At 55.8% G+C, this 13,611-nt stretch carries 9 protein-coding genes and 1 pseudogene; 4 read left to right on the plus strand and 6 right to left on the minus strand.

Features of this window, described 5'->3' with window-relative positions; translation table 11 throughout:
• A pseudogene (locus BV390_RS24925) lies at positions 1-224 on the minus strand (formate dehydrogenase subunit alpha); the annotation flags it as partial.
• Between the two features lie 247 nt (positions 225-471).
• Positions 472-1,917: a nucleobase:cation symporter-2 family protein gene (locus BV390_RS24930; RefSeq protein WP_046852343.1), complete on the minus strand. Its 1,446-nt coding sequence runs from the start codon at positions 1,915-1,917 to the stop codon at positions 472-474.
• Positions 1,918-2,344: 427 nt separating this feature from the next.
• Here BV390_RS24930 and ygfT point away from each other — a divergent pair, with 427 nt between their 5' ends.
• Positions 2,345-4,285, plus strand: coding sequence for a formate-dependent uric acid utilization protein YgfT (gene ygfT / locus BV390_RS24935; protein ID WP_085397432.1), 1,941 nt, complete (start codon positions 2,345-2,347; stop codon positions 4,283-4,285).
• Positions 4,282-4,758 carry a 4Fe-4S dicluster domain-containing protein gene (locus BV390_RS24940; protein WP_032696009.1) on the plus strand — a complete coding sequence of 159 codons (477 nt, stop codon included), beginning with the start codon at positions 4,282-4,284 and terminating at the stop codon, positions 4,756-4,758. Before ygfT ends, BV390_RS24940 begins: the two co-directional genes overlap by 4 nt.
• 57 nt (positions 4,759-4,815) lie before the next feature.
• Here the strand turns inward: BV390_RS24940 and ssnA are convergent, their stop codons facing one another.
• The 3 genes from ssnA to BV390_RS24955 all read right to left on the minus strand — a co-directional run bounded on the left by ssnA (position 4,816) and on the right by BV390_RS24955 (position 10,128).
• Positions 4,816-6,150 carry a putative aminohydrolase SsnA gene (gene ssnA / locus BV390_RS24945; RefSeq protein WP_085397433.1) on the minus strand — a complete coding sequence of 445 codons (1,335 nt, stop codon included), beginning with the start codon at positions 6,148-6,150 and terminating at the stop codon, positions 4,816-4,818.
• On the minus strand, positions 6,147-9,251 hold the full coding sequence (ygfK, locus tag BV390_RS24950) for a putative selenate reductase subunit YgfK (RefSeq protein WP_049268246.1): 3,105 nt from the start codon (positions 9,249-9,251) through the stop codon (positions 6,147-6,149). Before ygfK ends, ssnA begins: the two co-directional genes overlap by 4 nt.
• Before the next feature lie 298 nt (positions 9,252-9,549).
• The gene (locus BV390_RS24955; RefSeq protein WP_032687275.1) at positions 9,550-10,128 is read right to left on the minus strand and encodes an NTP transferase domain-containing protein; all 579 of its coding nucleotides are present in this window, start codon (positions 10,126-10,128) and stop codon (positions 9,550-9,552) included.
• A gap of 34 nt (positions 10,129-10,162) precedes the next feature.
• Between BV390_RS24955 and yqeC the strand changes: the two genes are divergently transcribed.
• Positions 10,163-10,921, plus strand: coding sequence for a selenium cofactor biosynthesis protein YqeC (gene yqeC / locus BV390_RS24960; protein WP_085397434.1), 759 nt, complete (start codon positions 10,163-10,165; stop codon positions 10,919-10,921).
• A 41-nt stretch (positions 10,922-10,962) separates the two neighbouring features.
• A complete protein-coding gene (yqeB, locus tag BV390_RS24965) occupies positions 10,963-12,588 on the plus strand; it encodes a selenium-dependent molybdenum cofactor biosynthesis protein YqeB (protein ID WP_046852340.1) in 1,626 nt (541 codons plus the stop codon).
• Positions 12,589-12,674: 86 nt separating this feature from the next.
• Here the strand turns inward: yqeB and arcC are convergent, their stop codons facing one another.
• A complete protein-coding gene (gene arcC, locus BV390_RS24970; RefSeq protein WP_032687281.1) occupies positions 12,675-13,607 on the minus strand; it encodes a carbamate kinase in 933 nt (310 codons plus the stop codon).
• Between the last annotated feature and the right edge of the window lie 4 nt (positions 13,608-13,611).

A 13,611-nucleotide genomic window follows, 5' to 3' on the forward strand; every position in this document is an offset into this window, starting at 1 on the left:
AGTTTGCCGCCACGCTGACGGCGGATCATAGGGGTTTTCAGGCGCGGGGTGAGGATCTGGGTATCGTTAATGAAATCCCAGCCATAATAGCCTTTCAGGCACAGGGTCCCCTGGTTATTTTTGCCCATTGCCGCTTCGGCATGCAGAATTTTTTCCTCCTCAACGACCAGCCTGAGCTTACAGCCAGCTGCGCAATACGGGCATACGGTAATCACCTTTTTCATTATGATAATTTTCCTCGTCAGAACGAAGCGGAGACAGCGCGATTAAAAGAGCAACCAAAAGTCGAAGCGGCTATGGATACTCAAATTAATGGCATATTGCACCGCTGGCTGGCTCAGCAAACAGAGAACCGCGGTGGCGAAAACCAGGCGTAATAACATGATGAGTTCTCCTGAGTTCGCGGAATTTATGCTCCCGGTTACGGGATGACGGCGTCAGAGCTATGCACTGACGCCGGAGTCTTTCTCGTTATTCATCGTGTTGCTGCTGTTTAACTTTGCGCATCAGTAACCACATGCGCATCGTACGTGGCTGGCGCTTAACCGCCGGGTTCTCGGGAATCAGCCCCGTGTGTTTGTTGTAACCGTTAAAGAACAGATTGAGGGTGACGGCGCTGAACGTGGCCAGCATGATCCCGCTATGCAGTAGCGGCTGCAGTACTGTCGGGAATTTTGAGAAAAAATCATGTGACAGCGTTGGCGTCAGACCCACGCCAAGGCTGATGGCGACGATATAAAGGTTGTAACGATTAGAGGAGTAGTTGATACGCGCCAGAATGCGAATTCCCGTCGCCAGTACCATACCGAACATGACCAGCCCTGCGCCGCCCAGCACAAACTGCGGGATGGAGGCGACCAGCACCGCCATTTTCGGCACCATCCCGAAGATTATCAGAATAGCGCCGGAAGCCACGCAGACCCAGCGGCTGTGAACGCCTGTGACGCTGACCAGCCCGACGTTTTGCGAAAAAGAGGTGTGGGGAAAACTGTTGAAAACGCCGCCAAACACCGTGCCGATACCGTCAACGCGCAAACCACGAACGATATCCTGCGGCGTCAGCTTGCGGCCGACAATTTCACCCAGCGCCAGGAACATCCCCATCGACTCAATAAAAACGATGATGACCACGGCGGTCATAGTGATAATCGACACCGGATCGAAGACCGGCGTCCCTAACGCCATCGGCGTGACAATGGCGAACCATTTGGCGTCGTACAGGCCGTTGAGGTTAACTTCATTCATCATCATTGAAAGGCCAAAGCCAAAGACGATGCCTAACAGGACGGCGACATTAGACATAAAACCTTTGGCGAAACGCGTGACCAGCAGGATAAACAGCAGCACGGCGAAGGAGATGCACAGATAAACCGGATTACCATAGTCAGGATTGCCTTTGCCGCCGGCCGCCCAGTCGATCCCGACCTGCATAATGCTCAGACCGATAGAGGTGATCACCACGCCGGTGACCAGAGGGGGAAATAGTGGCATCAGCCGTCCGATGAGAGGGGCGAGCAGCGTGGTGATGATTCCGGCGCCGATCGTCGCACCGAAAATCCCCAACAGTCCGATATCGGGGTGTATACCAATGGCCAGCATCGGCGTAACGGCGGCAAAGGTCACAGACATAATGACCGGGAGACGAATCCCCATAAAGCGACCGATACCGATACATTGCAGTAGCGTCACGACGCCGCAGCAAAACAGATCGGAGCTGATCAGTAGCGCCACCGTATCCTTACTTAATCCTAACCGGTCCCCTATCATTAAAGGCACGGCGACGGCACCTGCATACATAACCAGAACGTGTTGCAAACCCAAAACGACCAGCTTCCCCGGGGACAAGACGCGATCCACCTCATCTGTTGAGTGGGGGCTGCCAGAGACCGATGGTGGCTGAGAATCAATGGCGCTCATAACTTTGTTCTCCTTATTATCCGACATTTTCCGCCAGTGCATCCTGGAAGGCGCGACTGGGGAGAAGGATGAGTCACGATGAAATACACCTGAGGGGAATATGCTTAGGGAGTGCCAGTTTTTTGAATTTGAGGCAGAAAGTTGTCGAAATGAGTCGACTGTCACAGAACGCGCGGTTTACGCCGCGACAGGTCAGGATTAAACAACGGACGAGGAACAGAAGGTTCTCATAATGATAGGAATGAAATCATTATGAATCGCCACATGATTCTGCGCGGCATCTCATTGGATGTCCCCGGTCGCCGCAGGGAAGGGCGTTTCTTTGAGGCGGTTCTCAAAAATGAACCTGCTACGCTGCAGAACGTAAAAAGCGCCTGATTATTGCATCGCGACCCTTGTCATTTTCATAATAATAAAAGGGACGCAAATGAATCGATTTATTGTTGCCGATGCTGCCAGCTGCATTGGCTGCCATGTCTGTGAGATAGCCTGCGTGACTGCGCATCATCAGGATGTCTGGCCGCAGCAGCGTCGTGATTTCCTTCCGCGCATCCACATTGTCTTCCACCGTAAAGAGAGTCGTGCCGCTACCTGTCATCACTGTAACGATGCGCCTTGCGTCACCTCATGTCCGACGCAGGCGCTCTATCTGGCGAATGACAGTATTCAGCTCAGACAGGCGCAGTGCATCGGCTGTAAAAACTGTGTGCTCGCCTGCCCGTTTGGCGCCATCGAAATGACCTCCTCGGCAGCGGATGCCCCGCAGCTGGCGCAGAAGTGCGATTTGTGCAGCGAACATGCATCGGGTCAGCAGGCCTGCGTGGCAGCCTGCCCGACACAGGCGTTGAAGCTGATGGATGATGCCGGTATCAACCAGCTGCGCCGCGAACGACAGCTTCGTGCGGCCCAGGGGCTAGCGGTACAACCTCGTCAGAGGACGCGACGCGAAACGTTCCTCGAAAAATTACCGCGCGTCGGGGCGAAAAAAATCGCTGCCGAAACGCGAAAGACCCATTTTGGCGAAATTTACCACGGGCTTGAGGCCTGCGATGCGGAATACGAAAGCGAACGCTGCCTCTATTGCGCCCAGAAAGCATGGTGCAACTGGACCTGTCCGCTGCATAACCACATTCCGGATTTTATTCGCCTTGTCAACAAGGGCAATGTCATCGAAGCGGCGGAGCTGTGTCATCAAAGCAGCTCTTTGCCGGAAATTTGCGGCCGGGTTTGTCCGCAGGATCGTCTGTGCGAAGGGGCCTGTACACTGAAAAATGAAGGCGGCTCGATCACCATTGGCAACCTTGAGCGTTATATCACCGATAGCGCGCTGGCGATGGGCTGGCGGCCGGGCGTGGGGAATGTCGTGCCGCGTAAAGAGCGGGTGGCGGTCATTGGCGCCGGTCCGGCGGGCCTGGGCTGCGCGGATATTCTGGCGCGTGCGGGGGTACAGGTGGCGGTGTTCGACAGACATCCTGAAATCGGCGGCTTACTCACGTTTGGTATACCGCCCTTCAAACTCGATAAAAGCATACTGCGGGTCAGAAGGGAGATCTTCAGTGAAATGGGGATAACTTTTCACCTCAATCATGAAGTGGGGCGCGATGTGGCGTTCAACGACCTGGTTGCAGACTATGACGCCGTTTTTCTTGGCGTGGGTACCTACGGCCTGATGGCGGCGGGCCTGGAGGGGGAAGACGCCGCGGGCGTGATTCAGGCGCTGCCGTTTTTGATTGCCAGCACCCGTGACGTGATGGGGCTTGAGGAGAGCCCGGAATATCCGATGACCGAGATTAAAGGTAAACGCGTGGTGGTGCTGGGGGGAGGTGATACGGCGATGGACTGCGTGCGTACGGCGATCCGTCGCGGCGCTGCCAGCGTAACCTGTGCCTACCGGCGTGATGAACTGAGCATGCCGGGTTCGAAAAAAGAGGTGGTGAACGCGCGTGAGGAAGGGGTGGAATTTCAGTTCAACGTTCAGCCGCAATCTATTCTGCGTAACCGCAAAGGTCAGGTCAGCGCGGTTGGGATGATCCGCACCGAAATGGGGGAGCCTGGCGCGGACGGGCGTCGTCGCCCGCAGCCGATTGTCGGCTCAGAATTTGAGCTCCCGGCCGATGTGCTGGTCATGGCGTTTGGCTTCCAGGCGCATGATATGCCCTGGCTGCGCGGGCACGGGATTCAACTCGATCGCTGGGGGCAGATTCGTACCGGTGGTCCAGGTCGCGGCACGACGCAAACCGACAATGACAAAATTTTCGCCGGCGGGGATGCGGTGCATGGCGCCGATTTGGTGGTTACAGCGATGGTGGCCGGGCGCCAGGCGGCTCACGAGATGCTGGCTTTGTTCAGGAACAAGGAGGGAGTATGACCAGCTTTATCGTCGCCAGTCCACAGGCCTGCATCGGCTGCCGGACCTGTGAAGTCGCCTGCGCCCTGTCGCACGTGGCTGAAGGGGCGGAATTTCATCCGCGCCTGAAGGTGATGCGTCTCGCACATCTCAGCGTACCGGTGATGTGCCATCAATGTGAAAACGCGCCCTGCGTGTCTGCCTGTCCGGTCGGCGCGTTAACGATGGGAACCGAGCGGGTTGAAGCCGATGCCGCACGTTGTATCGGCTGCCAGGGGTGCGTGGTGGCCTGTCCTTTTGGCGCAATAACGATTGTGGCCACGGCGGCGCATCCGCCGGTGGTGGTGAAATGCGATCTGTGCGTCGCGCGTGAACGGGGGCCCGCCTGCGTTGATGTTTGCCCGACGGCAGCGCTCAGCGTGATGAGCGCTGAGGCGCTGGCGGCGTTGCAAAAACAGCGTAAAGTCGCCACCGCCAGTCTGTTGACGCTGTAGACTCGTTGCAAAAAAGAACCCGGCGCAGAGACCGGGTTCTTTTCCTGCCAGGGGGCGTCAGGCCAGGGCATCCATCCGCTTCCACATCTTCGCCGCAACCTTTCTGGCTTCGGCAAACATCGGTTCGCAGTCAAAGGTAAACTGACGATCTTCGTAAACCATGACTCCGTTGACCATGACGCTATGAACGTTGCTGCTCCCCATCCCGAAGGCAATGTGGCCGGCAATATTTTCAGCGATAAACGGCGTGGGCGGGGCGTAATCGCTGATGGTCAGGTCCGCCTTGTAACCGGCTTCAATACGACCAAACTTCGCCTTGAAGTTACGGCTGAGCAGTTCATTACCATTGCTTAATGCGCGGGCAAAGCTATCCGGCCACAGCGGGCCGCCGGCATCACGATGTTTGAAGAAGGCAAACTTAAGCTCCTCGAACATATCAGAACCCATCCCGTCGGTACCGAGCGCCAGGTTACGGAACGCCGCCAGACGCTGGTTATAGCCCACATGATTGTTCATGTTAGAACGGGCATTATGTACCAGGAACCCGTCATGGGCATTCAGCAGCTCAATATCCCTGTTGGAAAGATACAGCCCGTGGGCGATCAGCGTTTTGCTGTCGATCAGATCGAAATCAGCCAGCCTCACCAGCAGATCTTTTGCATAATGATGGTGGCTGTGGGAGACATCGTAGCGGTCTTCCGCCGCGTGAATATGCAGCCCGCGACCGGTTGTCTTCAGGGCCTCGTTTAGCATGCTCAGGCCCTCATCCGGGACAGTGAACGGCGCATGAGCGCCGATATGGGCCTCCACCAGATACGGGGTATCGCCTTTTTCCCTTGCGCTGTCTATTTCGCGAGCAAAGCGAATGTTTTCCTCAACGCCAGCCTGTAACTCTTTGGCGCCGCCGTTGCGATCCGTTGTTTCGAAGCAGGTCATGCCGCGTAGCCCAACCTTCAGAAAGGCCTGACGCAGTTGACTGAGCGACCCGGCAATATAATCCGGAGACGCGTGATGGTCGATAACCGCAGTACAGCCGCTGCGAATGGCCTCCAGCGAGCAGATGAGTCCGCTGTAGTACAGCGACTCTTCATCCAGCGCTCGATCGAGCCGCCACCACAGGTTTTTCAGCGTCGAGATAAAGTCCGGACAGGGGGCGATGTCGGCCTGGATACCGCGTGATAAGCCCGAATAGAAATGGTTGTGAGAGCACACGTTGCCAGGCATGACCAGGCGGCCCTGCATCTCTTTAACGCTGGCCTGCGGATAGCGCCGGCATTGCTCCGGACCGACATCGATAATGGTCTCATTTTCGATAACGATATCGACATTTTCCACGACTTTCGCCGGGTAAAGTTGCGCGACAGTCGCATTTTTAAGAATCAGGATACTCATACTTCGACGCCTCCCAGCAGATAGCGATGGTGGAGATGAACATGGCTGATAATGCGGCACATATCGGTAAGCGGTGGCGGTACGTCGTTAAACTGGCCGCCTTCGTCGATATTCAGCAGCCAGATCCGATCGTTTTGTCGCACGTGAACCTGGTTCGCCTCGACAAGAAAACCCGGGTTCGTGCTGTTGCCGAAATCCTCGGGCAGACTAAAGAGGGTGATTTTGTCTTTGTATGGCTTGCCCTGCCATGGGCAGAACTGGGCGCAGTTACCGCATTCGTTGCAGAAGGCGTCAAGGTGCAAGGTCTGGTAACGATTCTGGAACCCTGGCACCGCGATTGAGACGTTGGCACGGTTTGGGCAGACATCCACGCACTTGCTGCAGAGGTAATTGCACTCGAGGCAACGGGAGGCCTCCTGGGCCACGAATGCATCTCGATCGTCTTTGTTTACCATGGCTACGGCAATGGTCCCTTTCCGGCGGTAGACTTCCGCCGGATTGACGTTATTCCAGCGTTTATCGCCATGGTGACTGAGGATATTCTCGCGGGCCAGAATCGTATCCGTTGCCCGGCGGGCATTGCCGATTGCGGAAACAATGGAGGAGGGGCCGCGCTGCACATCGCCGATCAGGAAGACGTTGGCCTTAGCGGTTTCACCATTGAGATCGACAACGGGCCAGCCATGTTCATTGAGCGGAATACCCATCGTCGCGAGGGCATCGCGGTCCTGCTGCTCGCCGATGGCGGTTATCAGGGTATCGACCTGCAGCGTGCAGGTCTCGGCGGTTTGTAGCGGGCGGCGGCGCCCCTTTTCATCGGCTTCGCCTAGCGTCATGACGCGCAGCGTCAAGGTGCCATCAGCGTTAAACTCTTCCGGGTTGTTCAGAAAACGGAACTGAACGCCATCATCAACGGCTTCTTCATACTCCTCACGCCAGGCAGGCATCTCCTGCTGTGAACGGCGATAAACGATCGTGACCTTCTCCACTCCGGGGACGCGCAGGGCCGCGCGGGCGCAGTCCATTGCGGTATTTCCCGCGCCAATAATAGCCACATGCTTCCCCAGTTTCAGGTTGTCGCCGCGGTTATACTCCCGCAAAAACTGTAGCGATTTTCGTACGTTAGGGTTATCACCGCCTAGCGGGACACCGCTGTTCTTATCGGTACCGGTTCCCACCAGAACGTAGTGGAATCCTTCCTGCTGCAGCTTTTCAACGCTCAGATGCGGATCGCAGCCGTAGACCAGATTCACCCCATGTCGGATCACAAAATCGATATCATGTTCGACAAGCTCTGCGGGAATACGAAATTGCGGGATGATATTGCGCACCACGCCGCCGGCATTGGCTTCGCGTTCAAAGAGCGTCACCGGATGCCCGGCGCGGGCGAGAAAATAACCGGCGGCCAATCCTGCCGGGCCAGCGCCAATCACCGCTACCGGATGTCGGGTGCCGGAGCCTGCGGGTTTATGCCAGCGCTGCTGATATTCCTCCCAGCCTTTCTCCAGGGCGATTTTTTTCAACTCACGAATGTGAAGTGCGCTGTCGTAGTCCAGACGAGTACAGTTGTACTGACACTGATGGTCGCAGATATGACCGGTAATGGCCGGCAGGGCATTGCGCTGATAAATCAGCTCCAGCGCGTCGGCATAGCGCTGTTCGCCCATCAGGCGGATATATTCCGGGATATCCTGCTTAATAGCGCAGGCGGTAACGCATGGTGCGACGTAGCAGTCGGTGAGGGGCAGTTTCTCGCCGACATCAATACGGTCATTGGGTTTCCAGTGTTTTTGGGTGTACGCCATACTGACGGCTTTTTCCGCCAGCGCATTCAACCGCGTGACGTCCACCTGGGTCATCTTCCAGCCGTCAGACTGCTCCAGTTCGCGCATACATTCGCTAAGCCGCAGGTAGCCTCCCGGCTTCAACAGGTCCGTCGCCATCGTGATCGGATGAATCCCCGTGGCAAAAATTTCGCGAATATTGAGCTGGCTGGCGCCTCCTGAGTAGGAGATGGGCAGCTTGCCGTCAAAAGCGCGGGAAAGAAGAGCGGCAACATTGATGGACAGCGGGAACAGCGCGCGACCGGACATATACATCTCATCTCCCGGCAGCGCGCCTTTGTTGTTGACGGTGCCGAGCGTATTGGTCAGCTTCACGCCGAAGCCGAGATGCTTCTCTTTTGCCAGTTGCATCAGGCGTTCCAGCATAGCTAATGCCCGATCGATTTTCAGATCATGGTCAAAGGACTCTTCATTGAGCGCGATATAGCCAAAGCCGCAGGTATCAAGAATTTCACGTACCCGGGGATAGCCGAGAAGCGTCGGGTTGAGTTTGACGAAGGTATTGAGGTTTTTCTCTTCCAGCATATAGCGACAAATGGCTTCAATTTCATCCGGCGGACAGCCATGCATCGTCGACAGCGTTACGCCGTGTACCAGGGTGGCGGGGATCCTGTGTGCCAGCGTGTCGAGCCGTGGACGGATATCATCGCCGGGGAAGCGGAGAAGGAACCTCTCGTCATGCAGCCAGCGGTCGAGAATATCGCGATAGAGGGAAAACTCAGGTTGCTTGCTGGCATTCATCATGGTGTTGATAAACTGCTGCATCGGCGGCTGCTTGATACCGTCAAGGTTATAACCCACGCTCATATTGAAAATAAATGATTTGCCGCTCTTCATCGGCGTGAGCGGGAAAATCTCTTCCAGCAGGTGTAGAATAAACCACGCTTTCAGGTACTCATCAGCCGCCTTTTTCAGGGTAAATTCGGTCGACCATTCCGTATTAAAACATTCATCTTCGGCGTCGATACACGGTTTTTCCAGCTCAAGCCGATCGAGGATTTGTACGGTTTTCAGTTCAATAAACCGACCGCCGGTTAACCAGCTGGTGATAATATTTTGCGCCAGCTGGGTATGCGGTCCGGCGGCAGGTCCAACGGGGGTTGCACAACTCTCGCCGAACACGGTGAGTCGATTCGGGCTTGCCGGCGAGTAAAATTGCTGTTCAGGAATACCAAATATTGAGCGATGGTTTTGGTATTCATCAAAGATACGCGTCAATAATGCCTCAAACGGGACGGGACGCATGATATCTCCCATAACCCTCTCCTTAGATTAATCGGTGAACGAATATTATCGGGAAAACGATCTTTCCGACGAATGGGGAGAGCTGGAGCAACAATCGCACCAGTTATTTAGCCATTAAGCTAAGCGGATACGAATCTGTGAGAGAGATCTAAAGTTAATGACGCTTTATGAAATACATCACGTTACGCTAATGCGAATTCAAATCACTCAGCAAAATGAATTGTGCTTATTTCTCAAAATCAACGTTTATCTATCACAATGATAATTTACGTTATCGCGTTAAACGCGCTCATGAGACGCGAGGGCATCGCTACGAGCAACGCGGGCTATTTTGCAGGCGAATAAAATCGGCAGGGGTATCAATATCAAAAATAATTTCCGGATATTCCAGTTCCAGCCGTTGATGCCGACCGCTGAGCAGAGCCTGGCGGACAGATGAACCGTCAGAATGGTTCAGCCGCTGTTGCAAATAGCGGCGGGCAACGAGAATGGGATGGCCCGGTATTCCTTGATAATACGGAAGAATCGAACCGTTATAGCGCAACGGCCACAGGGTGCGGAATACCTCAGCGCGGATACAAGGCAGATCGCCGTGGGTGATAAAGCAGTATTCGCTTTTTACGGCGCGGGCCCCGCAGATCACGGAAGAGAGCAGCCCATGTTGATAATCCGCATTATGCACCAGCGTTATCCTGGGGTTGTTACTATAGCGTGTCTGCAGTTCCTGCGCGTGAAAACCCGTCACCAGAATAATACGTGAGCAAAACTGCAGGGCATTTTTAATACTTGCATCAAGTATTGTTCCCTCTTGCCAGGGTAACATCATTTTCCACTGCCCCATTCGTGAGGACAACCCGGCGGCGGTAATAATACAGTCGATCGGCTTCATAGCGCTCTTTAAATAATGGAAGTGAACCTGATTAATGGAAAATATACTGCAAGATGACGCCTTGTTTTGTGATTTAGGTGCATCTGCCAGCCCGTTACTTATTTCCGCCGTTGGCGCGGGTGGCAAAACCAGTACGTTGTTGTGGCTGGCTGAATTATTTGTCCAGGCCGGACGACGGGTCCTGTTGACCACCACCACGCATATGTCTCTACCGGAGCAGATGCCGGTTGTTATCTGTCGCGACCCGGGGCGGCTGCCGGCAGTCGTCTGGCAACCGCCGCTGCTGGCCTGTTTTTCCGCATGGTTGCCGCAGGCTGGAAAAGTAAAGGGGTTTACCGGCGAGCAACTTGATGGACTGGTGGCGCAGGCTCACGTAGACGTGGTGCTGGTAGAAGCCGACGGCGCTCACGGTTTTGCACTTAAAGCGCCAAACGAGCATGAACCTTGCATCCCTGATTCAAGTCGCTGCGTCATTGCCGTGACGGGAGGCGGGTTGATTGGGCAATGTATTGGTCCTGGGACGGTTCATCGCTGGCCCTTTTTTTGCCGAATAACCGCCGCCGTACCGGGTGACAGGCTGAGCTGGCAGATGCTGCATCGTTTCATTCGGCATCCTGAAGGGGCCTTTAAAGATACGCCGCCGGGTGTCCGGCGCATCTGGTTACTTAATCAGCTTTCTCAAAATGATAATTTGCTGACAGCCGACCTGCTGGTTGATGGCGATGTTGATGCCATCTGGGCGGGATCCGTTCAGGAGCGTCCGGCAATCACGCGCAGACGAGTGAGAGAGTGAGGTTCACTCTGGGATGAAAAGGGATAGCCATCGAGGTTGTTATGAATATTTTCTCAGAAGCTGCAAGACTCGAAGAACAGAATCGCCCGTTTGCGCTGGCGCAGATTGTTGACAGCAGAGGCTCAACGCCCAGGCACTCAGCGCAGATGTTGATCCGCGCTGACGGGACCATTGCGGGAACCATAGGCGGCGGTATGGTGGAGCGAAAAGTGATTGATGAGGCACTGGTGGCGCTAAGTGAGAAGACGTCGCGAATGTTTCACGGCAGGATGGCGCGCAACGGGACCGATGCCGTTGGCTCTGACTGCGGAGGCGCGATGTCGGTTTATATCAGCGTGCATGGCCTGCGGCCGCGCCTGGTGCTGATCGGCGGCGGACACGTCAACCGCGCAATTGCGCAAATTGCGGCGCTGGTGGGGTTCGAAATCGCCGTTGCCGATATCTATCGGGAGAGCCTCAATCCTGATTTCTTCCCCCCGTCGACCCAGCTGTTGCATGCAGAAACCTTTAGTTGCGCGTTAGACAAGCTGGACATTGGCCCTGACAATTTTGTCCTCATCGCCACCAACAATAAAGATCGCGAAGCGCTGGATTGGCTGATTACCCAGCCAGTGGCCTGGCTGGGTCTGTTGGCCAGCCGCCGTAAGGTTCAGGTTTTTTTACGTCAACTGCGTGAAAACGGGATTGCGGAAGATCACATTGCGCGGCTGCATGCGCCGGTGGGCTATAGCATTGGCGCCGAGACGCCAAACGAGATAGCCATCAGCGTCCTGGCGGAGATCCTGCAGGTGAAAAATCAGGCCGCGGGTGGCCTGATGATGGCGGTGGATCATCCATCACAGCATCTGCGGGTGGTGATTCGCGGTGCCGGAGATATTGCTACCGGGGTGGCGCTGCGGCTCTGGCATGCCGGATTTAAGGTGATCATGCTCGAGGTTGAAAAACCGACGGCGATCCGCCGCAGCGTGGCCTTTGCCCAGGCGATATTCGACGGTGAAGTGACGGTGGAGGGCGTTGTTGCCCGGCGCGCCGCGTCGGTACATGAGGCTATGCGCATCGTTGAAAATGGGGCCATCCCACTTCTGGTCGACCCATCGTGTCACTCCCTGCGCGACCTGAGGCCCGCCTGCGTGGTGGATGCGATTCTGGCGAAGGAAAACTTCGGTACTCATTGCGGGCTGGCACCGGCGGTGATCGCGCTTGGCCCCGGTTTTTGCGCCGGGAAAGATTGCCACGCGGTAATTGAAACCCATCGGGGCCACTGGTTAGGCCAGGTGATATACCACGGCTGCGCCCAGGCGAATACCGGGATCCCGGGCAACATTCAGGGGCACACCTCGCTGAGGGTGATCCGCGCCCCGGTAGCCGGCGTGCTGCAGGGGCGGGTGCGGCTGGGCGATATTGTCAACGAAGGGGAGACGATCGCCGCCATCGGTGACAGGGAGATTCTGGCTCCGCTGGGCGGCATGGTGCGGGGGTTATTAAACGATGGTCTGGTGGTTAACAGCGGTTTCAAAATCGGTGATATCGACCCGCGAGGCGCCGACGCCGATTATACCAGCGTATCGGATAAGGCCAGAGCGATTGGCGGTGGCGTGCTTGAAGCGCTAATGACGCTAATGCATCGCGGCGTTAAGGCGAAAGAAGCGGTGTTGACGGTCGCCTGAGCCTGATATCCCGCGGGCTTGTCCGGTAAAAATCGCCCGGAACATCACCGGGCGTATTCAGGGTTGCTGGTCATATCAGGCATCGTTTAACCAGCAATCACCGTTCCGGTTTTGCCTTCAATTCCTTCCTGAGCCTTGCTCAGCACCGTAATCAGGGCTTGACGTCCGGGACGGGAGCGCGCGAACGAGGCTGCCGCTTCAACCTTCGGGAGCATAGAACCTTTCGCGAAATGGCCTTCGCGAATATAGCGTTCGGCATCGCTAAGCGTGAGCGTATCCAGCCACTGCTCATCCGCTTTGCCAAAGTTGATGGCGACTTTCTCCACCGCCGTCAGGATAATGAGCATATCGGCGTCAATCATCGCTGCCAGTTTAGCGCTGGCCCAGTCTTTATCAATCACCGCGCTGGCACCCCGCAGGTGATGGCCTTCACGAATGACGGGGATACCGCCGCCGCCCACGGTAATCACCACATGACCCGCTTCCATCATCGCTTTCACCGTCTCTTTTTCGATGATATCCACCGGTTGCGGCGAGGCGACAACGCGGCGGTAGCCGCGGCCGGCATCTTCTTTCATGGTGTACCCCTGGCGGGTCAGCTGTCTGGCTTCTTCTTCGCTAAAAAAGGAACCGATAGGTTTGGTTGGATGTTTAAATGCGGGGTCGTTGGCGTCCACTTCGACCTGGGTTATCAGCGTTGCCACGGGCACGCTCATTCCTCGGGAAAGGAGCGCTTCACGTAGTGCGTTTTGTAAGTCGTAGCCAATGTAGCCCTGGCTGAGGGCGACGCAGACCGACATGGGCAACATGGGGGTGTGCGCTTCAGTTTTCGCGGCGGCTTCAAAAGCGAGGTTAATCATCCCCACCTGCGGACCATTTCCGTGAGTCACCACCACCTGGTGTCCCTGAGCAATCAGGTCAACGATGGCCTGCGCGGTTTGTTTAACGGCCTGCATTTGCCCGGCCAGATCGTCCCCTAAGGCATTTCCGCCAAGGGCGAGAACAATTTTCTTACTCATTCAT

The sequence above is a fragment of the Klebsiella sp. YJ genome (assembly GCF_002108615.1).
GTDB lineage: Bacteria > Pseudomonadota > Gammaproteobacteria > Enterobacterales > Enterobacteriaceae > Klebsiella > Klebsiella planticola.